The sequence below is a fragment of the Bacillus sp. FSL K6-4563 genome (genome assembly GCF_038630405.1).
In the GTDB taxonomy this organism is placed as follows: Bacteria; Bacillota; Bacilli; order Bacillales; family Bacillaceae; genus Bacillus; species Bacillus pumilus.
Window position 1 is genome coordinate 2,386,948 of record NZ_CP152030.1, and the last position, 22,483, is coordinate 2,409,430.

Annotated in this window: 23 protein-coding genes and 1 pseudogene; 7 read left to right on the top strand and 17 right to left on the bottom strand. The window is 40.6% G+C overall.

Annotated features, from left to right (window positions below):
* Positions 1–110: 110 nt before the first annotated feature.
* From MHH54_RS12075 to MHH54_RS12090, 4 genes are read left to right on the top strand one after another with little or no spacing between them, the layout of a single operon-like run.
* Positions 111–875 (top strand): amino acid ABC transporter ATP-binding protein, encoded by a 765-nt coding sequence (locus MHH54_RS12075; protein ID WP_034620634.1) that lies wholly within the window; start codon positions 111–113, stop codon positions 873–875.
* Positions 872–1,732, top strand: a complete 861-nt coding sequence (locus tag MHH54_RS12080; protein ID WP_106035316.1) for an amino acid ABC transporter substrate-binding protein — start codon at positions 872–874, stop codon at positions 1,730–1,732. Before MHH54_RS12075 ends, MHH54_RS12080 begins: the two co-directional genes overlap by 4 nt.
* On the top strand, positions 1,729–2,427 hold the full coding sequence (locus MHH54_RS12085) for an amino acid ABC transporter permease (protein ID WP_265208139.1): 699 nt from the start codon (positions 1,729–1,731) through the stop codon (positions 2,425–2,427). The genes MHH54_RS12080 and MHH54_RS12085 overlap by 4 nt, the downstream gene beginning before the upstream one ends.
* A gap of 12 nt (positions 2,428–2,439) precedes the next feature.
* Positions 2,440–3,153, top strand: a complete 714-nt coding sequence (locus MHH54_RS12090; protein ID WP_106035314.1) for an amino acid ABC transporter permease — start codon at positions 2,440–2,442, stop codon at positions 3,151–3,153.
* Positions 3,154–3,309: 156 nt separating this feature from the next.
* On the opposite strand, the gene MHH54_RS12095 is transcribed toward MHH54_RS12090, so the two are convergent.
* The 5 genes from MHH54_RS12095 to MHH54_RS12115 form a co-directional block, all read right to left on the bottom strand.
* Complete coding sequence (locus MHH54_RS12095) at positions 3,310–4,350, bottom strand: 2,3-butanediol dehydrogenase (protein ID WP_050943700.1); 1,041 nt, start codon at positions 4,348–4,350, stop codon at positions 3,310–3,312.
* A 70-nt stretch (positions 4,351–4,420) separates the two neighbouring features.
* On the bottom strand, positions 4,421–5,641 hold the full coding sequence (locus tag MHH54_RS12100) for an MFS transporter (RefSeq protein ID WP_106032674.1): 1,221 nt from the start codon (positions 5,639–5,641) through the stop codon (positions 4,421–4,423).
* Between the two features lie 371 nt (positions 5,642–6,012).
* A complete protein-coding gene (locus tag MHH54_RS12105; RefSeq protein ID WP_106032673.1) occupies positions 6,013–6,762 on the bottom strand; it encodes an SDR family oxidoreductase in 750 nt (249 codons plus the stop codon).
* Between the two features lie 164 nt (positions 6,763–6,926).
* Positions 6,927–8,084 (bottom strand): iron-containing alcohol dehydrogenase, encoded by a 1,158-nt coding sequence (locus tag MHH54_RS12110; protein WP_342500281.1) that lies wholly within the window; start codon positions 8,082–8,084, stop codon positions 6,927–6,929.
* The gene (locus MHH54_RS12115) at positions 8,081–9,532 is read right to left on the bottom strand and encodes an alanine/glycine:cation symporter family protein (RefSeq protein ID WP_342500282.1); all 1,452 of its coding nucleotides are present in this window, start codon (positions 9,530–9,532) and stop codon (positions 8,081–8,083) included. Before MHH54_RS12115 ends, MHH54_RS12110 begins: the two co-directional genes overlap by 4 nt.
* A 139-nt stretch (positions 9,533–9,671) precedes the next feature.
* On the opposite strand from MHH54_RS12115, the gene MHH54_RS12120 reads away from it, so the two are divergent.
* Positions 9,672–10,565 (top strand): LysR family transcriptional regulator, encoded by an 894-nt coding sequence (locus MHH54_RS12120; RefSeq protein WP_342500283.1) that lies wholly within the window; start codon positions 9,672–9,674, stop codon positions 10,563–10,565.
* Between the two features lie 217 nt (positions 10,566–10,782).
* On the opposite strand, the gene fdhA is transcribed toward MHH54_RS12120, so the two are convergent.
* Positions 10,783–11,997 carry a formaldehyde dehydrogenase, glutathione-independent gene (fdhA, locus tag MHH54_RS12125; protein ID WP_050943691.1) on the bottom strand — a complete coding sequence of 405 codons (1,215 nt, stop codon included), beginning with the start codon at positions 11,995–11,997 and terminating at the stop codon, positions 10,783–10,785.
* Between the two features lie 421 nt (positions 11,998–12,418).
* A complete protein-coding gene (locus MHH54_RS12130) occupies positions 12,419–13,021 on the bottom strand; it encodes a class I SAM-dependent methyltransferase (RefSeq protein ID WP_003216605.1) in 603 nt (200 codons plus the stop codon).
* A gap of 317 nt (positions 13,022–13,338) precedes the next feature.
* On the opposite strand from MHH54_RS12130, the pseudogene MHH54_RS12135 reads away from it, so the two are divergent.
* Positions 13,339–13,413, top strand: a pseudogene (locus tag MHH54_RS12135) (YjcZ family sporulation protein); the annotation flags it as partial.
* 43 nt (positions 13,414–13,456) lie between these two features.
* On the opposite strand, the gene MHH54_RS12140 reads toward MHH54_RS12135, so the two are convergent.
* The 7 genes from MHH54_RS12140 to MHH54_RS12170 form a co-directional block, all read right to left on the bottom strand.
* Positions 13,457–13,612 (bottom strand): hypothetical protein, encoded by a 156-nt coding sequence (locus MHH54_RS12140; RefSeq protein ID WP_223250656.1) that lies wholly within the window; start codon positions 13,610–13,612, stop codon positions 13,457–13,459.
* A gap of 166 nt (positions 13,613–13,778) precedes the next feature.
* Positions 13,779–13,913, bottom strand: coding sequence for a YrzI family small protein (locus MHH54_RS12145; protein ID WP_003216232.1), 135 nt, complete (start codon positions 13,911–13,913; stop codon positions 13,779–13,781).
* Positions 13,914–14,358: 445 nt separating this feature from the next.
* The gene (locus MHH54_RS12150; RefSeq protein WP_003216296.1) at positions 14,359–14,589 is read right to left on the bottom strand and encodes a YrhC family protein; all 231 of its coding nucleotides are present in this window, start codon (positions 14,587–14,589) and stop codon (positions 14,359–14,361) included.
* A gap of 72 nt (positions 14,590–14,661) precedes the next feature.
* Positions 14,662–15,810: a bifunctional cystathionine gamma-lyase/homocysteine desulfhydrase gene (locus MHH54_RS12155; protein ID WP_003216259.1), complete on the bottom strand. Its 1,149-nt coding sequence runs from the start codon at positions 15,808–15,810 to the stop codon at positions 14,662–14,664.
* A 1-nt stretch (position 15,811) separates the two neighbouring features.
* Positions 15,812–16,735: a cysteine synthase family protein gene (locus MHH54_RS12160; RefSeq protein WP_003216685.1), complete on the bottom strand. Its 924-nt coding sequence runs from the start codon at positions 16,733–16,735 to the stop codon at positions 15,812–15,814.
* A gap of 55 nt (positions 16,736–16,790) precedes the next feature.
* Positions 16,791–17,477, bottom strand: a complete 687-nt coding sequence (gene mtnN / locus MHH54_RS12165; protein ID WP_003216576.1) for a 5'-methylthioadenosine/S-adenosylhomocysteine nucleosidase — start codon at positions 17,475–17,477, stop codon at positions 16,791–16,793.
* Between the two features lie 15 nt (positions 17,478–17,492).
* Positions 17,493–18,134: a class I SAM-dependent methyltransferase gene (locus MHH54_RS12170; protein WP_003216751.1), complete on the bottom strand. Its 642-nt coding sequence runs from the start codon at positions 18,132–18,134 to the stop codon at positions 17,493–17,495.
* A 186-nt stretch (positions 18,135–18,320) separates the two neighbouring features.
* Between MHH54_RS12170 and MHH54_RS12175 the strand changes: the two genes are divergently transcribed.
* A complete protein-coding gene (locus MHH54_RS12175; RefSeq protein WP_034620637.1) occupies positions 18,321–18,524 on the top strand; it encodes a YrzA family protein in 204 nt (67 codons plus the stop codon).
* 35 nt (positions 18,525–18,559) lie between these two features.
* Here the strand turns inward: MHH54_RS12175 and MHH54_RS12180 are convergent, their stop codons facing one another.
* The 3 genes from MHH54_RS12180 to greA form a co-directional block, all read right to left on the bottom strand.
* Positions 18,560–19,225: a YrrS family protein gene (locus tag MHH54_RS12180; RefSeq protein WP_050943687.1), complete on the bottom strand. Its 666-nt coding sequence runs from the start codon at positions 19,223–19,225 to the stop codon at positions 18,560–18,562.
* 67 nt (positions 19,226–19,292) lie between these two features.
* The gene (locus tag MHH54_RS12185) at positions 19,293–21,035 is read right to left on the bottom strand and encodes a penicillin-binding protein 2 (RefSeq protein ID WP_342500284.1); all 1,743 of its coding nucleotides are present in this window, start codon (positions 21,033–21,035) and stop codon (positions 19,293–19,295) included.
* Positions 21,036–21,085: 50 nt separating this feature from the next.
* On the bottom strand, positions 21,086–21,559 hold the full coding sequence (greA, locus tag MHH54_RS12190) for a transcription elongation factor GreA (protein WP_003216248.1): 474 nt from the start codon (positions 21,557–21,559) through the stop codon (positions 21,086–21,088).
* Positions 21,560–22,483: the final 924 nt, after the last annotated feature.

Genomic DNA, 22,483 nt, shown 5'->3' on the forward strand with positions numbered 1-22,483 from the left:
CATATCTGATTTTTCCAATCGGAATAAATAAAACACACTTTACTTATAGGATTTAATGTGTTAAATTTTATCAATATTAAGTACATATGTCAAAGGAACGTGATGCTTTTATGATTTCAGCTACTAATCTACATAAATCTTATGGGCAGACCCATGTGTTAAAAGGCATTGATTTCACCGTACAAGAAGGTGAAGTGGTCGCCATTATTGGACCGAGCGGGTCAGGAAAAACAACACTTCTTCGCAGCTTAAACAGCCTCGATATTCCAGACAAAGGTGAGCTGACGGTTGGTGAAGCCACGATTCAATTTGAACGATATCATAAAAAAGATCTGCTAAAACTCAGGCAGCAATCCTCCATGGTGTTTCAGCATTATCACTTGTTTCAGAATAAACGAGCACTTGAAAATATTACAGAAGGATTGATCGTGTCTCAAAACATGTCTAAAAAAGAAGCTGAAAAGGTCGGGGAGCAATTTTTAACGCGGATTGGACTGCTTCATAAAAAAGATGCATTTCCGAGTGAATTATCCGGCGGTCAGCAGCAGCGAATTGGTATAGCCCGCGCACTTGCGATGAACCCTTCAGTGCTTTTGTTTGATGAACCTACGTCGGCACTGGACCCAGAGATGGTAGGAGAAATTCTAGAAATGATCAAAGATATTGCAAGTCAAGGCATGACAATGGTCATTGTGACGCATGAAATTTCTTTTGCAAAGGACGTGGCGGATACGGTGATCTTTATGGCAGATGGCGAAATCGTTGAAAAAGGCTCACCAGAAGACGTCCTATTGAAGCCACAGCATGAACGAACGAAACAATTTTTATCAAGAATTCATCGCGGCATGTGGCAAGAATCGGAGAAAGACAAATGAAACAAAAGACAGCATTCATGATGTCCGGTGTCCTTCTGCTTTTTCTTTCTCTGATGGGCTGCAGCAGTGTGAAAACCACGACCGACGATGGCAGAAAAATTGTAAAAGTCGCACTGAGTGCAGAGGTCAATCCACCCTTTTTAGCAACAAATGACCGAAACGAACCGATTGGCTATAACATTGATTATTTAAATGAAGTGGAAAATAGACTTCCTCACGTACATTTTGATTACATTTTTGGCGAGGAAGAATCGAATTTAATTGGTGTAGGCGCAGGGAAGTTTGAAATGGCGGCTAATTGGTTTTTTAGTAATCCTGAACGTGAAAAGCGTTTCCTTTACCCTAAGGTTCCGTATGGTTATTCGATGACAGGTTTAATTGTGAATGAATCAGACAAAGAGATTCGATCGCTTGATGATATGACATCTAAAAAGCTGGCTCCTGTCAGCCCTAGCGGAGGCTTGCGTTCGATATTAAATCAATATAATCAAGAGCATGATCCGGATATTCCGCTGACGACTATTGAGAGTCCTTCAAATGAACTTAACTTAAAGCGCGTTGAAAGCGGACGGTCCGATGCAGCTTTTATGAACATTTCAACCTTTGATACCATTCAAAAACATTTAAACCTAAAGGTCAAAGTTGGCGGCATTGTGTCAAAGGAGCCTATCTATCTTGTCTTACAGCCAAGCGAGAAGCAGCTTGCAAAAGATTTGGACCGGATCACACAAGAGATGATTGATGATGGAACACTGCCTAAGCTGGCGAAAAAGTGGTTTGGGATTGATTTCTTTCAAGATATTGATGACATCTCAGAGCAAGGCGATCAAAATGAAGGAAGGAATGAAGCGTCATGACGTTTACAGCTGGAGATTGGCTACGCATTTTTTTACAGGTGCTTGAACGCCTGCCACTCACTTTTCTCATTATTATCGTGTCATTGTTTTTTGCCATCATCATCGGCTTGCTATTTGCATGTATTCGTATCAAGCAAATTCCAGTGCTGAAGCAATTGGCTGTTATTTATTTATCTTTTACACGGAGTACGCCTTTAATTGTTCAGCTTTTCTTGATTTATTTTGGACTTCCTCAGCTTTTGCTTGTGGCAGGGATTCAAATCAATCATTGGGATCGTGTGCTATTTGTGATGATGACGTTTTCTTTACATACGGGCGCTTATTTATCTGAAGTTTTTCGCAGTGCGTATTCATCTGTCGGGAAGGATCAGCTGGAGGCCGCCTACATTGTTGGGATGACAGATACACAAGCGTTGATTAGGATCATTATCCCGCAGGCCTTCCTCATTGCACTGCCGAACCTCGGAAATTACACCATTGATCTCGTCAAAGACACGGCAATTGCCTTTACAATCGGACTCATTGATATCATGGGACAGGTGAAGATCATTTTAGGAAATAACTACGGAATCGGTATGTTTGAGGTGTATGTGATCATTGCGATTGTGTATTGGCTTATTTGCATGAGTATTGAACTGATCACCATGCTGCTTGAAAGGAAATTTGTAAAAGGCCGCACCAGCCTGTCACGTTAAGGAGGCGATTTGATGCAAACCATTGATATTCAATTTGCGATTGACCAAGTACCTCATATTCTAAAAGGCGTTCCTTTTACCTTATTGATTGCACTCGTTTCCATGGCTGTAAGCCTGATGATTGGATCTGTTTTTGCTTTCATTCGTCTCTTCCGCATTCCTGTACTCAGGCAGCTTGTGACGCTCTATGTCTCCTTTTTTAGAGGAACGCCTCTTATTGTTCAGTTGTTCACTTTCTTTTATGGACTTCCTTTTGTTCTAACCAAAGTGAGCGGTACATTCGGGCTGACCTTTCATCCAGATATGGTCTCTCCATTAGCTGTTGCCCTTATTACATTCAGCCTTCATTCAGCCGCCCATTTAACAGAGGTCGTTCGGAGTGCACTTCTTGCGGTAGACAAAGGACAGCTTGAAGCGGCAAAAATTGTGGGGATGACGACACGCCAAGCGATGATGCGCATTATTTTGCCGCAGGCATTTGTGGTAGCCCTGCCGAACTTAGGCAATCAGCTCATTCAGCTATTAAAAGCCACCTCTCTTTCGTTTACGATTGGAGTACTTGAGATCATGGGGATTTCCCGAATCATTGCGAACGACGGCTATCAGTTTTTAGAAACGTATCTCGTCTCTGCTTTGATCTATTGGCTGCTGAGCATTTTCTTTGAACTCGCTTTTGCCTTGTTAGAGAAACGAGTCAGCGTGTACGGAAGATCTCTTGGACGATAAAAAAGTCGATCAGGCACGAGAACCTGATCGACTTTTTTTGATCCATTTATTCACCTTTTTTTAAGTGTGTTAAAGGAAATTGTCCTGCTCTTTCCATTGATTGATCACTATGAATAGAAAAGAGAATGGCTTTTGCCATTCCCCTTCGTTGTCTTACTATTCAGCACTAACTAAAATTTTCACTTGATCTTTTTCATTGATTAATGCATTGAAGCCATCCTCGATTACATCGTCAAGCTTGATTTTTTTCGTAACGAGTGTATCAGCAGAGAAATAGCCTTTTCTCATTAAGTTTAATACAGATGGGAATACGTCTCTATAGCCGATGATCCCTTTAACTGTACGTTCTTTAATGACGATGTCATTTGGCATAATTTCTGCGCCTTTTTCCCAAATGCTTACAATGACTGTTTCACCTGAAATTCTAGTTGATTGGATTGCTTGCTTCAATACAACAGGTACACCTGTCACTTCAAAAGAAACATCGACGCCACCGTTTGTACGGCGTGCAATTTCTTGAACAACATCTTCATATTGAGAAGGATCAACAATGATCGCTCCAAGCTCTTTCGCTTTTTCTTGGCGTTCTTTAGATAATTCTACTGCGTAAATATCAGTAGCACCAGCTGCTTTTAATGCTTCAATAACAAGCAAGCCAATTGGTCCGCAACCAAACACAGCCGCTGTATCGCCAGCTTGTACTTTACTAGAACGAACCGCATATAAAGCAACTGCTGAAGGCTCTACAAGTGCCCCTTGCTCATATGAAATTTCGTCTGGTAATAAATGAAGTAATTCTTCATCGACAGATACATATTCAGAGAATCCACCGCCGCCTCCGGCAAGTCCTAAAAAGCCCATGTTTTCATCTAAGTTGTAAGCACCTTGATGTCCGTGAGTTGCAAAAATAGGCTCAACAACCACTCGGTCGCCTACTTTGTAATTGCTGACGTCTTCTCCTACTTCAACAACCTCACCAGAAAATTCATGCCCCAGTGTAATAGGTGCTTTTTCTTTTGTCAGTGGATGAGGTTCATTCACTGGAATGAAGATAGGTCCTCCTAGATATTCATGTAAATCACTACCACAAATGCCGCACCATTTCACTTTAAGTTTCACTTTTCCTGGAGCAACTTTTGGTTCATCAATTTCCTCTAGTCGAATGTCCTTTTGATCGTGCCAGCGTAGTGCTTTCATGTGTAAGACTCCTTTTCTCATCAATTTAATTAACTTACTTAAATAATCATAACATAATTTTTTTAATTTTCTAAGTAGGATGCACTATCTTTTTGCCAGTCAATGGACGAAAGATGACAAAACATAGCAATAAACAGACAAGAAGCATACATAGACTCCCGGTGACAACGGAGGTTCGGATTGATAAAACATGTGCAAGCCCACCAGAGACACCTGTCAGCATGATCGTTAGAATGGCTTCAACTAAAGCATAAAAACTGGCTACCCTCCCCATCACCTCTATCGGGATATTCGTTTGATAGAAAGTCATAAAACCTGTGTTCGCAAATGCTAAAAAGAATGCTAATATAAAAAATCCAACAGCGGCTATAAACAATGTGCTGGAAAAAGCATAAATGAGATAGCCACATGCCACCAACAAACTGCCAATCCCAAGCATGATCGAAACAGGCAGCCTCTCCACAATCACCGAATTGAGACCTGCGCCTGCGATAATGCCTGCCCCAGCTATACTCACAAGAAGACCATATTGTGTATCAGTTAGCAGAAGCACTTCTTTTGCAAAGGCTGTTTCAAGAGAGTCAATGGCAGTAGGAAGTACCGTGATAGCGGCACTAAATAACAAATACACCGCCATAATTTGGCGTGATGTCAAACTAAATCGAAGAACAAGCCTCGCATCCTCTTTTAACATTGAAAGGGTAAAACCCTTTTGGCCAGCATCTTGTTTGAGCAAATTCGGTAAACACATTGTTAACAGAGCAGATACCAACAAGCAGATCGCATTTATATAAATTGAAAAAACAGGTGTACCGACTAAAAAAAGCAGACCTGCTGCAGCGGGGCCAAGTAAAAACCCACCCGATTGTAATAATGAGCGAAAGGCATTAAACCGTTTTCGGTTATTCGCCGGGATCAATCCTGTCATATAGACCATCGACGCTGGATGAAACATCGCTTGTGCCATTTGAATGAGAAGCACTAGCACATAAAGGATAAGGAGATGTCCTGAAAATAACGCAAAGGGTACACATGCGATCAGGATAGCCCGGGTGATATCTAAGCTGATCATCACTTTCCGCTGATTCAGCCTGTCAATCAAACTGCCAGACCAGCTGTTTGTCAAAAGAGCCGCAGCCGGTCTCAGCATATAGACGGCTGTTACAGCCAGCACAGAGCCCGTTTCTTGAAAAATGAGCAGATGGAGAGCAATCATATAAATCCATTCTCCTATGTTCGCAATTCCGATGGCTCCAAGCAGTAAACTCATATCCCGCCAATGTTTTTTCATCACTTTTCCTCCTATTTGTCATAAAAAAATCCCGCCCCCAAGACATTTCTGTCTTGAGGACGGGATTTACTCCGCGTTGCCACCTCAGTTTATTCATCTGTTGCCAGATGAACCTTAGCAGGTCATCATGAACCCATCTCTGTAACGGGAGAATATCGCTGCACCACCATCCGAAGGAATCCGGTGCAGAGCTAAGAGGCTTGGTTCCATCATGCTGCCCGGCTCCTTCTCAGCTTCACGGAGTTCTCTGTGCGGGACAGCTCATGATGTACTCTTCTCTATTTGCGCTATGTCTTTATTTCATCACGATCTTCAGTTGAATTGTTACATATTGTACTGCGCCTTGATCAAAGCGTCAATGTTTTTTCAAGTTAATCAGCATAGATCATCTTTCTGGTCATGCCGCCATCAACGACTAAATCTGTGCCGGTCACAAATTGATTCTCCTCATCGGTTAAATAAAAGCAGGCCTTCACAATATCCTTTGGCGTGCCGACTCGATTGGAAAGATGCTGCTGGTGATCGATCTCTCGAAGATTCTCCTCATCCTTCGTTTCAATCCATCCAGGTGAAATGCTATTCACCGTGATATGATCCGAACTAAAAGAAGCCGCTAAGGCATGAGTCAGCGCAGATATTCCGCCTTTTGATGCGGCATATGCTTCTGTATGAGGCTCTGACATGGTCGCGCGGGTGGATGAAATGTTCACAATAGAACCGCCTTTTGGATTCTCTTTTATATAACGTGCTGCTTCTCTTGCACATAAAAAAGTCCCTCTTAGGTTCGTCTGTAACACACGATCCCACTCATCAAGCGTTAATTCATAAGGCGATACTGTGCACATGACACCAGCATTATTAATGAGAATATCAATCGTTTTACAGCGCTCCGCCGCAAACGACATGAACTGCTGAATCTCCTTTTCTTGCCTCACATCCGTTTTCTTAAAATAAGCTTCTAATGATTCTTTTTTTAGCTCTTCCTCCAAGCGCTTACCCTTTTCTTCATCTATATCCGCAAGCACCACTCGTGCTCCTTCTTTTGCATAGCCCCAGGCGATCATTTCACCAATTCCATTGGCTGCGCCTGTGATGATAACGGTTTTATTGTGAAATTTCATTGTTTATCCAACCCTTTCTCCATCAGATGTTGTCGTCTATCATACCACTCATATATAGACGATACCTAGCCACATGAAACATAAAAGAACACCCTCCAAGTGATCGTGTCATGAAGAGGGTGTTTCTTTGGAATTCATTGATTCTATTTTTCTATATGGTGATTTTAAAAAGCAGCCTTTAAAATATCTAAGTAGTCGGCTTTTGTAACGGTACGAACATTGCTTGATGTAGAGCCGTTTTGTTCTGCTAATTCAGCCATTTTTTCAAAATCCTCTTCTTTTACATAAGATAAATCTTTTAGTGCTGGAATACCTAAATTTTTTGTGAATGTATACATGCCATCAATTAATTTTTGAATCGCCACATCATCTGAATCCGTTTTATCTGCAAAGCTCATTATTTTGGCAAGCTCTGCGTGTAATGCCTTATTTTCGACTGCATTGAATTGCATAACATAAGGCAAAAATACCGCGTTTGCGATACCATGAGGTGTATCATAAAGACTACCAAGTGCTTCTGCTAAGCAATGAACGGCTGCGACATCGGCTGAACCGAAGCATAAGCCGGCTAGTAAGCTCCCTTCCTGCATTTTATATCTCGCTTCTAGATCAGATCCATTTTCATATGCCTTGGGTAAGTATTTCACAATTGTCTCCATTGCACTTGCACCCATTGCTTTCGAAATAGGATTTGTTACTTTACATGAATAGCCTTCAATAGCATGTACCAATGCATCCACGCCTGTTGCGGCTGTTATGCCTTTTGGCACCGTCAATGTAAGGGCAGGATCTAAAATCGCAATGGTTGGCCGAAGCAAGCCATGCTTTAATGTGATTTTTTTATGTGAAGCAGCTAACGTAATGACAGATGAACGGGTCACCTCAGAACCAGTACCAGCCGTTGTTGGGATACAAATTAATGGAGATAGATTAGCATACGCCTTCTTCCCTGATATATAATCTTCAGGAATGCCGCCATTTGGACCTAATAAAGCAATCGCTTTCGCCGTATCCATTGGACTTCCGCCACCAATCGCAATGACCGCTGATGCTTGTTCTTTTCTAAAGAGCTCTGCACCAGCTAGACATTCACTATCTCTAGGATTTGGAGATACTTGATCAAATACAACGACAGGATAACCAGCTTCCTGCAAATACGCTTCAATAGGCTGAACGAGCCCTGCGCTCTTCACACCAGAGTCCGTCACCAGCATAACTGTGGCACCCGGCAATACAATATCTTCTACTATAGAACCGATTTCTTTTGATTGACCAGTCCCCATCATCATTTTTGTTTGGCAATGATATTCAAAATTCATCATGATTTTTCTACTCCTTCATTTGTGTTTATGGAGTTAGCAGTTTGTTTTTCTGCTCCCCACCATTCTATTTCTTTTAAACCTGGTATGCTAGATGCATAAAAGACAGGATCTTTGCCTAACAATCTTTGTTGAATGTAATCATCCAAAGCGGCAAAAGCGAACTTGCCTAGAATTGCAATCGCAATCAAGTTGACAATTGCCATAATGGCCATCGACAAGTCGGCCAACGTCCAAACGATTTGTATGTTGGCCATAGCCCCAAACATGATCATCATTAATACCATAATTCGATACATCAATAGCGCTGTTACACTGTTATGGATAAAACCGATATTGGCTTCACCATAATAGTAGCCACCTACAATAGAACTAAAAGCAAAAGTAAATATAGCAAATGCTAAGAAAATACTAGCCCAAGATCCAAAATGCTGTGCCATTGCTGCTTGTGTAATTTCGATACCAGATAATTCACCAGCTGTTTCTACTGTCGATAGCATAATAATAAAGGCAGTACAGCTACAAACAACTAATGTATCAAAAAATACACCTAATAATTGAACAAACCCTTGTTTTACTGGATGCGAAACATTAGCGGCAGCAGCGGCATTTGGAGCACTTCCCATTCCTGCTTCATTGGAAAAGAGCCCACGTTTTACACCGTTCATTATCGCAGCACCAATCCCGCCCCCAACGATTTGCTCTAACCCAAACGCACTTTTCATAATACTTGTTAATGCCGCGGGTACAGCACCGATATTTGTGACAATCACATAAAGTGCTAAAATGATATAAAATGCCGACATAATTGGCACAATGATTTGTGTAAAATTAGCGATTCGCTTGACACCACCAAAAATGATGCAAGCAGTAAAAATTGTGACAAATAGCCCCATGGCAATTGGGCTGATCCCAAATGAATATTGAAAGGCATTTGTAATTGTATTCGTTTGTACAGCGTTAAAAATTAAGCCGAAACTAAGAATAACAGAAAAGGCAAAAATCCTGCTTGGCCACTTCATTCCGAATTGCTTTTGAATATAGTAGCCTGGTCCCCCTTTAAATCCATCATTTGTTCTAATCTTATAGATTTGAGCTAGTGTACTTTCAACAAACGCAGAAGCTCCCCCTAAAACGGCCGCAAACCACATCCAGAAAATAGCTCCTGGACCGCCCACTGTGATGGCAATGGCTACGCCTGCCATATTTCCAGTACCAATTCTTGTAGCAGCTCCAATAAAAAAAGCTTGCATAGATGAAATTTCATGACTTCCCTTTTTGGTTTTGGGCGCTTTTTCAAAAATAGAACGGAAAATCTCTTTTAGTAAGACAATTTGCATAAATTTCATTCTCACTGTAAAGTAGATTCCTATGCCGATTAACATGACTACTAAAATATATGTCCATAAAAAATCATTCACTGAATTGACAATCATATCAAACAAAGCCATCTCCCCTTTGCAAATCTGAATATTTTGAAATAACACAACTTGCAAGCGCTTACTTTTATGATAGTAAAAATGTTATGATCAATCTATAGAGGTTTTCTGATGATATCAATCGGCTGATCCGATTTAGGGAGGCTTGAAGTTGGAGATCAAACAACTGATGATGTTCCAAACAGCATCAAAAGTATTAAACTTTACAAAAACTGCACAAATGCTTGGTTATGCTCAATCTAGCATCACAGCAAATATTGTTGCATTGGAAGAAGAGCTAGGAACCCCTCTATTTGAAAGGCTTGGAAAAAGGGTGATCTTAACAGAAGCTGGCAAACAATTTCAACATTATACGGATAAAATTTTAGGCTTAACAGGGGAAGCATTAGAGGCTGTTGGCGGAATGAATGAGCCAAGCGGCATTTTGAGAATATGTGCATCTGAAACACAATGCACCTACCGGCTTCCTCACATTTTAACGGACTTTCAAACAAAGTATCCAAAAGTCGAACTGATCTTCCGCCCAGGAATAGCAGAAAAGGATGTTCTAAATCTATTATTAGAAGGACAAATTGATGTCGCTTTATTATCCATGAATCCTGTAGTATCCTCACATTTACTTGTAAAAAAATTAAAAGATGAACCGATGGCCATTGTATGCTGCCCAACAAATCCTTTGAGCAAAAAACAAAAAGTATATCCAATTGATTTGAACGAGCAAAGATTGTTGTTAACTGAAGACTGTGATTATCGCTACGCCTTTGAACATTCATTAACACAGGCGGGAGCAAAACCGAGAAGTAAACTAGAATTAGCAGATGTAGAAGCCATAAAAAAATGTGTAATGGCTGGCTTAGGAATTGCTGTACTTCCTGAAATTTCTGTGAAAAGAGAAATTTCAGAAGGCAATATCATCAAAATCAATTGGATGGAACCCTGTTTCTCAACGAAAATTCAACTATTTTGGCATAAAAACAAATGGATGTCCCCTGCTTTAAAAGCATTTGTGGATTTAACAGAGGACTACATACTCTTGCATGGCTAGCAGAGATCAACTCTAGATTAAATAAAAGAAGGACTGTTATAACACTTACTGAGAGATTTGATCATTCTAAATAACTAAACAAAGCTAATCAGTGGCTGTGTAAGTTTTGTTTCTTATATTTAGAATGGAAACCTCTGAATCTTAAAAGTCTATTTACACAAAAAAACTTACAGGATATAATCTCCCGTAAGTTTTTTCGATTATTCTCATTGATTCATTATTTAGAAATCATCCCATGCGGGTCAATGACAAATTTCTTCGCTACACCGGAATCAAAGTCGCTGTATCCTTGAGGGGCTTGATCAAGGTTAATGACGGTTGCATTCACCGCTTTGGCGATTTGTGCTCTTCCGCTTAAAATGGATTTCATTAGACTGCGGTGATATTGCATGACAGGGGTTTGGCCTGTCACAAAGGTATGGGCTTTTGCCCAGCCGAGTCCAATTCGCACTTTCAGTGATCCAACTTTTGCATCAGCATCCACTGCACCTGGGTCTTCTGTGACGTAAAGCCCTGGGATTCCGAGTTTACCGCCAACTTTGGTAATATCCATAATTGTATTTAAAACGGTTGCAGGTGCTTCTCCTTGATCTCCATGACCTGAAGCCTCAAAGCCGACACAATCGACGGCACAGTCTACTTCTGGCTCTCCTAAGATATTGGTGATTTGTTCGCCGATTCGATCATGTTTTCTTAAATTGATCGTCTCACAGCCAAAGCTTCTGGCCTGCTCCAGCCTTTGTTCATTCAAATCACCGACAATGACCGTAGAAGCGCCAAGGAGCTGAGCGGAATGTGCTGCGGCAAGACCTACTGGCCCTGCACCGGCAATATATACGGTCGAACCAGGCTTTACTCCAGCTGTATAAGCACCGTGAAAACCTGTCGGGAAAATATCGGAAAGCATCGTCAGATCAAGTATTTTTTCCATCGCTTGATCTTTGTCTGGAAATTTCAGCAGCTGAAAATCTGCATATGGTACCATGACGTACTCGGATTGGCCGCCAACCCATCCGCCCATATCGACATACCCATAGGCAGAGCCGGGACGGTCCGGGTTTACATTTAAGCACACATGGGTTTTTTGTTCCTTACACATGACGCATCGTCCACAAGCAATATTAAAGGGAACGGACACAAGGTCTCCTTTTTGAATAAACTCCACATCTCGTCCAACCTCAACGACTTCACCTGTAATTTCATGACCAAGGACTAGTCCTGCAGGCGCAGTGGTACGACCTCTCACCATGTGCTGGTCACTTCCGCAAATATTCGTCGTCACTACTTTTAAAATGACGCCATGCTCACATTTGCGCCCCACATTGGCTTTCGGTACACCCGGGCCATCTCTTAAAATCAAATCAGGGTATCCAATATCCTCAACTGCTACATTTCCTGCTCCTTTATAAACGACACCTTTGTTTCCCGACATATTTTCATTCCTCCCTTTTTGTTTAAAAATGAAGTCTCTACAATTTTCTCTACTTCTGAAGCAATTCCCTGCTCCAATTGGCACAATTGATAAAAAAAAAGCGAAAAATGTCTATCACGGAGAGAAAAATGTATCTTCCAGTCAAATAAAAAAGAAAATATTGAAAAAAAAGCTAAACTTTTGAAGAACGGTGTCGATATAATAAATAAGCCAGACAGGTATCCTTAATCGACAAACAAATTCCTTATATATACTATCATTCCTTACACACCTGGCTGGCGCCTACATCATATACAAAAGTCTCTTCTGGTGAAGAGACTTTTTTTAATTCGTTCAAACATGATTCAATGACACGCAAAGAAGCTCCTCTCACGAAGAGCCTCTTTTAGAATGCTTGTTCATTACCTGGGAAATATTTTCATCATTTTAACGCTTTGATACAGATGTATGTATCATAGTGATAAACCGAAACTTCTCTAAAGTGATACGCTGAAAATAGGCGGCTGATCTCTTGTTCACTATACGATGAAAAAGAATGTGACCGCTTTTGTTCCTTCATCAGTTCCTGCTGTTGGAATGATAAGAATACTTCTCCATCCACTTGAAGAACGCGGTACACTTCCTTCATGACTTGCTCAATATCCTTCAAGTAATAAATGGTCTGCACCGTAAATAATTTATTGAATGATCTGTCTTCAAAAGGTAAATGCTCGGCTTTACCAAGAGTCACAACGGCTTTATCCTGTTCCACAAGCTTCTTATGTTTTCTTTTTGCATATTTGATCATATGACGAGAGGCATCCACTCCATATACTTTACCGCGATCAAGTTTCTCTGCTACCTTCGATAATGTCATGCCTCTTCCAGTACCGATTTCTAAAATCCGGTCATTTTCTTGTATATTTAAGAGTTGAATCGTCCATTCATTGATATTATGATGATTTTTTTCCATATAGCGGGCAACCCATTTTGAGAACAAGCCTTTTGGTTCCCTCATTTGTTTTCCAATCCAGCTTTGAATCAATGTTAACACCTGCTTTGCACCAGTAAATAAAACTATTTACGAATTTTCTTACTTTTCATATCGGCTCACACCTAACAAAGTTTAAGACCTAGTCCTAATCATTTGTTATTGATTAGACGGCATCTTTTCAGAAAATGTTTCGCAGAACTTCAAAAAATTTAATCCGAATAGGCGTTTTCATTAATTGTGCTCAGATTGATTTCGTTTTCTGCATGAGCTGCATATTTTATGAATGTATCTTGATTAGATAAAGGTGGTGCTAGATTATGGGCTTTGGTGGAGGTTATGCTGGAGGCTGCGGTGGTTACGGTGGCGGCTTTGCAGGCGGATTCGCATTGCTTGTTGTACTGTTCATTTTGTTGATCATCATCGGTGCAAGCTGGATTTGCTAATGTAAAAGGAGCAGGAAACGATAACGTTTCCTGCTCCTTTTCTTTAATACCAATAAGCTCGGTACTGATACATATATTGTCTGAGCATTTCCTCTTGCTCTCTTTGCATTCGGTACGGATTGCCGTATCCATGCTTTAAGGAATGCGGAATGGATGTATATCCGTGCCCCACTGACGGAAACCTCATATATGGTGACATCGACATTCGTTGATCACCTCACAATCTCCTTTTACGGATATCATATGTGCAGATGATCAATGTGGAGCGTGTCTAAACCTGGTCCTTCTCCATAGTATAACAATCAAGTATTGCAAGCATCATAAACATGTCAATCTCCTCCTTTTCGCATTTTTCTTTTCGTATTTTAGTTCATGTACTTTAGTTGTTTCTGCTTCATTTCTTCATACAATGTTTCGACTTGTTGTTCATAAAGAACTGTTTCAATGTCTTTGTATTTTCGTCGGATCGTCAATGTGATAAAAAATAAATGGATTGTCATATACGCTCACCTCCCTTCAGTTCGCGGCACGCGAAATAGCCCGCAGATCTTCTTTGTCAGTTGACCTGTGGGCACACAAAAATGCAGATCAAAAGACAGTGTCTTCCAACCTGCAATGGATGATACGTAAAATCCTCGTTTACTTAAACAGTTCTGAAGCGTGCACCGTATAAGGTAAAGGAAGGACACGAGCTCTTCCACAGGCTGATGACATGATGAAATTGTTGGTTGAATTGTTCACAAGTAGATACGAATAACATATTCTTCAGCCTCCTTTACGTTTTTAATTACTTTGTTAGTATATCCAGCAAGCACCATTTTGTAAACCTGTTTTTAGTAAAATAGATGATTTTTGTGTGTTTGACTAAATTTCTACATTTATTCTTGTCCGATTGTCCAATACAATCAAAAAAGCCCCCTCACGTATATGAGGAGACTTTTCGAATTAATCTTCATCTAGTTCTTGCAGTTTCTTTTGAAAAAAGATCGCGCGTCTCACACAAAGAAAAGCTGCTAATAAGAAAATACAATCAATTCCCATCATCAGCATTTTTGGAGATGCTTCGATGTGTTGGCTTGGTATGATCGTACCAATATATAAAAAGGTGCTGACAGCAAGCAAAATAAAAGCGTACTGCTTGTAATCTGTCACTAAACCACTCCACTTTTTCTTCACTTGAATCACCTTCCTGTTTAACATGTCTATTGATAGCTTAACATAGTAAAAGAAAGGTAGTGGCATGTAAATCTATCCATTCACTAGTGCGTTTAGTCCCTGCTTCATATCATTCAGTAAATCATCCACATCTTCAATCCCGACAGATATACGAATTAGCCCATCAGTGATGCCAAGCTCCTCGCGGCGGTCTTTTGGAATGGACGCATGAGTCATTCGAGCAGGAACAGAGATTAAGCTTTCAACCGCTCCAAGGCTTTCTGCGATCGTAAACAGCTTAAGCTGACTTAAAAACACATCGACATGTTCTTCTTTTCCAATGTCAAAAGAGATCATGCCGCCGTAGCCTGATGCTTGCGTTTTTGCAAGTTCATGTCCAGGGTGAGCATCAAGACCTGGGTAATAAACACGTGTGACTGCTGGATGTTGTTCTAAAAACTCAGCGATTTTCTGTGCATTTTGCTGATGTGCTTCCATTCTTAGTCCAAGCGTTTTGATTCCTCTCATGAGAAGCCATGAATCCTGCGGTCCAAGAATTCCACCAGTAGAATTTTGAACAAAATGCAGTTCTTCCCCAAGCTCTTCCGTCGCTGTTACAACTAGCCCGCCTACGACATCACTGTGGCCGCCTAAATATTTAGTGGCACTATGCAGGACAATGTCCGCCCCATATTCAATCGGCCTTTGGAAATAAGGTGTGAAAAATGTATTATCAACAATCATTAAGATGTTGGCTTCTTTTGTCAATTGGCCGATCGCTTTGAGATCAGTCATTTTCAGTAAAGGATTGGTTGGTGATTCAATGTAAACCGCTTTTGTTTCAGGTAAAATCGCCTTTTTCACTGCTTCAGGATCACTTGTGTCAACAAAGGTCGCTTGAATGCCAATACGGTTGAGTACCTTTGTGATGACGCGGTACGTTCCGCCGTATACGTCATCTGTCAGGACAATATGATCTCCGCTGTTAAACAGCATCATCACTGCCGTAATGGCAGCCATTCCTGAACCAAATGCGTAGCCGTTTGCTCCTCCTTCAAGGTCACGAATGACGGTTTCTAGTGCCGTTCTTGTTGGATTCGCAGTTCTTGAATATTCATATCCTGTATGTTCGCCTGCTTTCGGCTGCTTATATGTGCTCACTTGATATATCGGCACAGACACAGCGCCCGTTTTTTCATCACCAGTTGTTCCGCTGTGTATCATCATTGTTTTTCGTTTCATTTTATTTTCCTCCCTCATAAATTCCTTTACTTAAATACCGTTCACTGCTGTCAGGAAAAATGGTGACGATGACTGTCCCAGGTGCTGCCTTCTTCGCTTCTTCTAAAGCGGCAAATAACGCTGCACCCGAAGAACTCCCGATGAGAACGCCTTCTTTTTCAGCAGCTACTTTCACCATTTGGAAAGCATCATCATCACTGACGGTATATATCTCATCGAATAAAGCAGATTCCATATAATCTGGGATAAATTCAAGGCCGATTCCTTCCGTTCTATGCGGACCCGGATCTCCTCCATTTAAAATCGATCCTTCAGGTTCGACAACAACTGTTTTTAACGCAGGATGCTGCTCTTTTAAATAGGCAGCACACCCTTGAAAAGTCCCGCCAGATCCCGCTCCTGCCACGAATACATCGATATTTCCTTGCAAATCGGACCATAATTCTGGGCCAAGCGTTTTATAGTAAGTCAATGGATTTACTTGGTTTTTAAATTGTAAAACGCAATAGGCATTGTCAAGGCTTGCCTCTAGTTCAAGGGCTCGATCAATCGCACCCTTCATGCCCTCTTTTCTTGGTGTATGAATAATCTCTGCACCGAGCGCTTTCATGAGCTGTTGTTTTTCTTGACTAAAATGTTCTGGTACGCAAAAAATGGTCCGCAATTGATGCTTTCTTGCACTGAGGGCAAGCCCAATTCCTGTGTTTCCAGCAGTTGCTTCAATGATGGTTCCACCAGGGCGCAATTTGCCAGATGCCAATGCTTCTCTTATGAGCATATCACCTAAACGATCTTTAATACTTCCACCCGGATTCATCATTTCAAGCTTTGCATATACCTCTACACCTTCCGGGATGCCGATTCCTGACAGTTTTAAAAGCGGTGTGCGGCCAATTAATTCTGTAATATCCTTTATGACAGCCATATGATTCCCTTCCTTTGTATGGAAAAGAAGGGGGAATCCCCTTCTTTTATTGAGTTTACTTTATCATACGCAAGACAAGGTCGGTTGAGTGAATCGCTGCTTGTTCAAGAAATTGATCAAATGAGACATTGGATTCTTTCCCTGCAATATCAGATAGCGCTCGAACGACAACAAATGGCGTTCCAAAGAGCTGGCAAACTTGTGCAACGGCTGCGGCTTCCATTTCCACCGCATATAGCTCTGGAAACTTCTCTCTCACAAACGCTACACGATCCGGATCATTCATAAATGAATCTCCGGTTGCAATCGTTCCTTTTGCCACTTGGATATGATCGATCTCTAAAGCCGATTCCTCTGCCAGCTTCACAAGCTTTTCGTCTGCAACAAAAGCAGCTGGCAATCCTGGTACTTGTCCGTATTCGTAATTAAAGATCGTGACATCCACATCATGATGTCTAACATCAGTAGAGATGACAATATCCCCTACATTTAATGTGTGATGGAAACCGCCAGCTGATCCTGTATTGATCACATAATCCGGCTGAAAGCGGTCAAGCAGAAGTGTTGTGCTGACCGCTGCATTCACTTTTCCAATCCCTGATTTTAATAAAATCACTTCTTTATCTTCATAAACACCTGTTGTGAATTCACACCCAGCGATGTTTTCTTGTGTAGCATTCTTTAGTTGATCTCTTAATATCGTCACTTCTTCTTCCATTGCACCTATGACTGCGATTTTCAAATCAAAAACATCCTTTCATTCCCTTTTCTTCGCTTCTACGATCCAAACAAAATCATTCATTTGATGAAAGGACGTACTAAAACCTTCTTCTTCAAAGATTTGCTTTAGCACATCGATGGATGGATAATATTCTGTTTCTAAATCTTCAGCAAGCTGATCGAATCCTGACGCTTTCGCTTTGTCAATTTCAGCTTGATGTGCTGCTTGATTTTGAAACATTGTATCAGCAAAGACTATTTTACCATCTGAGTGAAGGATGTTGCTATAGGTGTGAATGGCTTGTTTTTTTTCTTCGTCCGTTAAATGGTGGAAAGCATATGAACTGACGATTGTATCCGGCTCAAATGGCGGCGCTGGAAATGATAAAAAATCCCCATCATGAATCACATCGGGTATTCCCTTTTGAAGAGCCGCTTTCTTCATGGCGTCTGATGGTTCAACGCCAAATACGTTCTTATCAGCTGCGAGCAGTGCCGCTGTTAAATTCCCCGTGCCGCTTCCAAACTCAAGAACATCTTGACCTGCACGCAGAACAATTTCTTTTAAAATAACCGGATACCGGCGAAACACTTCTTCATACTGCTCATCATGACCACTTACCGTGTCGTCATAAGAGTCAGCCCAATGATCAAATAAAGAAAGAAACTCACGTCCCATTTTCTTTCCCTCCACTTTATCTATTTATTCCTATGCGTATAGTATGTTTTAATCCGTCGAACAGTTCCTATCCTACCACATGTTCAGTTTCTTTCCTACTAAAAAATACTGGGAGGGGTAGAAAAATATTTGCTCTTTTAGAGGAGAGAGATTAAGATGAATGAAGAGTATGGAGAGGTGAATCAAATGGATTTCCAGTTGGATTTTCTAAAGGATAAAATTGAATTCTTTGAAGCATCGTCTTTAAAAGAACTTGAACAAAAGATCCAAAAACAAATTGAACATAATCAGGCAATCTTGCTGACCGTTCATTCTGTCAGTCATCAAACGACTGTGATCGATGACCGGATTTTGTATACAGCGGTTGTTCATTTTAAGGCGAATATCTAAAAAAAGATAGCATGGCTGCTATCTTTTTTTCATGTTTATTTTAATTTTTCAACCTTTACAGGTTTCCAGCCTTTTTCATCTACCCATGTGATTTCCACGCGGTAGCGTTCGCCTGTTGATTTGTCACGGATGGTTCCCTTTGCATCTTGAGGGCCTCCGTTATTTCCTAACCAAAGAACTGTCATTTGATCTTCTGAAATTCCCGTTGCATAGGACATGGCTTTCATCATTTCTTTCCAGTCTTTTGAGTTAGAATCATAGGTTGCTGTATGTGAACCGGATTGCTCTGTTCCTACAGGCTCCCAGTCATCGCTTTCGTATGTTTTGTCTACGTCACTCGTTTTGCCGCCATCTGTTTCTTTGGCGTCTTTTAACGCATCTTTATTAGGCTCTTTTTCATCATCTGACTTCTTCGCATCGTCGTCTTGATCAGATGAGTCATCTTTTTTTGCATCTGAATCATCGGATGTGTCTTTCTTTTGATCTTTCACATCTTCATCTGATTTTTGTTTATTTTCACTTGTTGCAGGCGCTGTTTTAGATGGTTCTTTCGCTACATCTGTGTCTTTCGGTTTATTAAAAATTAATAAACTCGTTGCGACCACCAAAATAAGCACCACAACGATACCAATTAATATGTTAAGCACCATATTGGCCTTTCTGCGCTTATCACGATGTTCAAATCGAGAATTTCTACTCAAAATCTCTGCACTCCTTTGCCTCTGTTCCCTAAGTCGTTACTATTTTAACATGACATGAAGGGATGTTCTATGTCTGTTTCTTTTCAATTTCGTTGACCTTTTTTACAATATCATAAAACGCATCATTTGTCTTAGCCCGGCCACTTGTCTCATCAAGGTGAACAACGACAAGAGCATATTTTGGTTTTTCCACCGGAAAGTATCCAGCAAACCACTTATGATAAAGCGGATTCCCCTTTTTATCTTTACTGCCAGTTTGGGCAGTGCCTGATTTCCCCGCCACATCAAATGGAAGGTCTTGAAACCTTCTTCCTGTTCCTTTGTCAGACGTTACCACCTGCCTTAAGTACTTTTGCAGTTTTTGTGCTGTATAGCGGTCAATACTGCCCCCTTCTGGTCGTTTGTTTTGAAAGGTTAGCATCGTTGTTCCGTTTTGATACAGCACTTTTTCAGCGATTTTCACTTCTTTTCGTTCTCCGCCTCTTGCAATCGACGCCATCATATTGGCCATTTGCAAAGGAGTCGTTTTGACATTTTTTTGCCCTATTGCGGTTTGGGCAATAGCCTTTTTAACATGCTTGTCTCTTTTATCCCCCCACACATTGCCGGTTTCTTCACGATCAAACTGTTTGAAATGCTGCTTATGATAGACATCCCCTTCCCAGCCAGCTCGATCAATGAGTCCAAGCTTTGCAGCCGTCTTTTCAATGATTTGATCATCTGTTTGGATCAGCTTGTCAGCAAGTGTTGCAAAGGTATAATTACAGCTCTGCGAAAAGCTCTCAGACAGATTCAGGACTTCCTGCGTTCCTTCTGGCTCTCCATATAAATTCTTTCGACAGTCATACATCGTTTGTGGCTGGTCGAGGTTTTTTTCGATTGCTGCGGCAAGTACAGCGGTTTTAAAGACAGAGCCTGGTGCCATGGCAGTCAGCATGTAATTTCTTGCTTCATGCCGGTTTTTGCTTGTGACGTTTGGCATACTTGCCATCGCCAGCACACTGCTGCTTTCAATGTCGAGCAGAACGGCCCCGCCTTTTTCGACGCCCTGGTCTTTCAGTACCTTCTCCATTTCAGCTTGCATGTTTTCATCAATTGTTGTTTGAACTTGAAGAGGATAAAATGAATGAGCCTCTGCTGTATATTTGACGTCCATCCCAAACAAAGGGTTTCCCCTTCCGTCCACATGATATAACAATTTTGTGTCTTGCTCGGGTAATAAAAATTCGTCAAAGGTACTTTCCAGCCCAAAAGTGCCGATTTCTGTACGGATGGAAAGCTCTTTTTTGTCAGGATAACGCTTTCTGAGCAATTCTGGATTCTCGCTCGTGAAGCCTAATGTGTGGAGGGCAAGTCTTTTTTTGTCCTTCTCTTTCATATATACGCCGTACACACCTGAATATTTCATATCATTGATGTCTTTCAGCTTTTTTTTCGTGATGTCATCTTTGAGAATCAGAGGTTTTTTGGTTTCTGTCAGCTGTTTTTTGAGTTCATCTTCTTCCATCTCAAGAATAGAGGCGGTTTGTTTTAAATGAGGAAGATCATATTGCAGGAAAGGAAATAAGATCACCGCAGGCTGTTCTTTTGTGAGAAGCGCCTCGCCGTTTCGATCTAAAAATTCACCGCGGCCATCTGAAATGACCACTTCTTCTGTACGCTGTTTGACACTTTCTTGTATTAAATTGATATCAAGCTTTGAAAAAGATTCTGTGAAAAACAGTTGAATTTCTGCCAGTCTGATGAGAAGACCAAGCAGCAGTATAAAAATAATAGCACCTGTCCATTGAATTCTACGTTTTTTGCGCATAAAAACACCTCGTCCCTATTGTGGACGAGGTGTTTATCGTATAAACGTGATTATGAAATTTTTACAATTTGGACGAACATTTCTCCGCCAGGTGTTTGAACGGTTACTTTGTCGTCTACTTGTTTGCCTAATAGGCTTTTTGCAATTGGTGAATCGTTTGAAATCTTTCCTTCGAACGGATCAGCTTCTGCACTTCCAACGATTGTGTAAGACTCTTCTTCTCCGTCTGGTAATTCAACGAAAGTGACTGTTTTACCAAGTGAGACAATATTTGAGTTTCCTTCATCTTCGATAATTTTGGCATTGCGAATCATATTATCAAGCGTAGTGATACGCCCTTCTACAAACGCTTGCTCTTCTTTAGCAGAATCATATTCCGAGTTTTCAGAGAGGTCTCCAAAGCTTCTAGCAATTTTAATACGCTCTACAACCTCTTTACGTTTAACCGTTTTCAAATGTTCAAGCTCTTCTTCTAATTTACGTTTTCCTTCTTCTGTCATTGGAAATACTTTCTCTTGTGCCATGAATCATTCACTCCTTCTATTAATCCTCATCATACATACTTTCTGCACGTGAGTGACGACTGAAATATACAAGAATGAGGACTTCTTCATGCCCTCATTCCTTCTGTCCCATATTTGTAAAAGTCCATCTTACATGGCGTCCCTTTTAGATGCAACTATTATGCCTTTTCTCAGATAGGACCATCCGCAGCGGTCAAAAGATGATCTATCTTATCGCACAAACTGTGGAAAGGCACAGGAAGCTCCTGTACCTCGTTCGCCATTTCGATCATATGTAGAAGAATAGCTTATCCATTCTCCATCTTCCCAATACATAATATGGTCAGTGTACGATATGTCTATGCTATATTATTACATAATTGCTTTTTGATCAAGAATTGTTTGAAAATTTGTGATGATTTGTTTGTCGTTTTTTTAATATACTTTTACAAAATCGAAACCACTTCAATATTCAGATTGAAAACGACATTTTTCTACATCTATTTCACATCATTGTTTTCCTATCATATCAAATCTTTCATTCAAAGTGTTACTTCTTAAAATATTTAAGCAGCTTCTACTTTTAGAAACAAGTGAAATAGGGTATTTATTCTCTTTATTATGATGCTGAAAAGACTTTACAATGTAAAGGTTTTTTTCTCCTCCACCATTTACTCTGCTCGGTTTTGAAGAATCGTTTGAATTTTTGTCACCATTAAGTCAATGGTCTTGATATGTTATTTATTGATAACGAAATCAACTAAAACCCAATGCTTTCAGAGTTTCTCCCTGTTCCACTATGTTGTTATTTTCATTATTTTTAGATCAATTATATTTTTTTGTGGGCAATCTGTGGGCAGAGACAGATTTTGCAACAGAAATCTTTTTGAATACTGTTTTTAGATTCATACTCTTCAAAAACCCTTTGTTTTTAAACTTCAATTA

What these genes read in the sequence shown, in the direction of transcription:
- MHH54_RS12155 (WP_003216259.1), bottom strand. Translation starts at nt 15,810, where the DNA reads ATGAAACGAAAAACAATGATGATACACAGCGGAACAACTGGTGATGAA.
- MHH54_RS12085 (WP_265208139.1), top strand. Translation starts at nt 1,729, where the DNA reads ATGACGTTTACAGCTGGAGATTGGCTACGCATTTTTTTACAGGTGCTT.
- greA (WP_003216248.1), bottom strand. Translation starts at nt 21,559, where the DNA reads ATGGCACAAGAGAAAGTATTTCCAATGACAGAAGAAGGAAAACGTAAA.
- MHH54_RS12170 (WP_003216751.1), bottom strand. Translation starts at nt 18,134, where the DNA reads ATGGGACGTGAGTTTCTTTCTTTATTTGATCATTGGGCTGACTCTTAT.
- MHH54_RS12090 (WP_106035314.1), top strand. Translation starts at nt 2,440, where the DNA reads ATGCAAACCATTGATATTCAATTTGCGATTGACCAAGTACCTCATATT.
- MHH54_RS12080 (WP_106035316.1), top strand. Translation starts at nt 872, where the DNA reads ATGAAACAAAAGACAGCATTCATGATGTCCGGTGTCCTTCTGCTTTTT.
- MHH54_RS12185 (WP_342500284.1), bottom strand. Translation starts at nt 21,035, where the DNA reads ATGCGCAAAAAACGTAGAATTCAATGGACAGGTGCTATTATTTTTATA.
- MHH54_RS12075 (WP_034620634.1), top strand. Translation starts at nt 111, where the DNA reads ATGATTTCAGCTACTAATCTACATAAATCTTATGGGCAGACCCATGTG.
- fdhA (WP_050943691.1), bottom strand. Translation starts at nt 11,997, where the DNA reads ATGTCGGGAAACAAAGGTGTCGTTTATAAAGGAGCAGGAAATGTAGCA.
- MHH54_RS12160 (WP_003216685.1), bottom strand. Translation starts at nt 16,735, where the DNA reads ATGGCTGTCATAAAGGATATTACAGAATTAATTGGCCGCACACCGCTT.
- MHH54_RS12145 (WP_003216232.1), bottom strand. Translation starts at nt 13,913, where the DNA reads ATGACAATCCATTTATTTTTTATCACATTGACGATCCGACGAAAATAC.
- MHH54_RS12140 (WP_223250656.1), bottom strand. Translation starts at nt 13,612, where the DNA reads ATGTCACCATATATGAGGTTTCCGTCAGTGGGGCACGGATATACATCC.
- MHH54_RS12105 (WP_106032673.1), bottom strand. Translation starts at nt 6,762, where the DNA reads ATGAAATTTCACAATAAAACCGTTATCATCACAGGCGCAGCCAATGGA.
- MHH54_RS12095 (WP_050943700.1), bottom strand. Translation starts at nt 4,350, where the DNA reads ATGAAAGCACTACGCTGGCACGATCAAAAGGACATTCGACTAGAGGAA.
- MHH54_RS12175 (WP_034620637.1), top strand. Translation starts at nt 18,321, where the DNA reads ATGGATTTCCAGTTGGATTTTCTAAAGGATAAAATTGAATTCTTTGAA.
- MHH54_RS12115 (WP_342500282.1), bottom strand. Translation starts at nt 9,532, where the DNA reads ATGGCTTTGTTTGATATGATTGTCAATTCAGTGAATGATTTTTTATGG.
- MHH54_RS12100 (WP_106032674.1), bottom strand. Translation starts at nt 5,641, where the DNA reads ATGAAAAAACATTGGCGGGATATGAGTTTACTGCTTGGAGCCATCGGA.
- MHH54_RS12110 (WP_342500281.1), bottom strand. Translation starts at nt 8,084, where the DNA reads ATGATGAATTTTGAATATCATTGCCAAACAAAAATGATGATGGGGACT.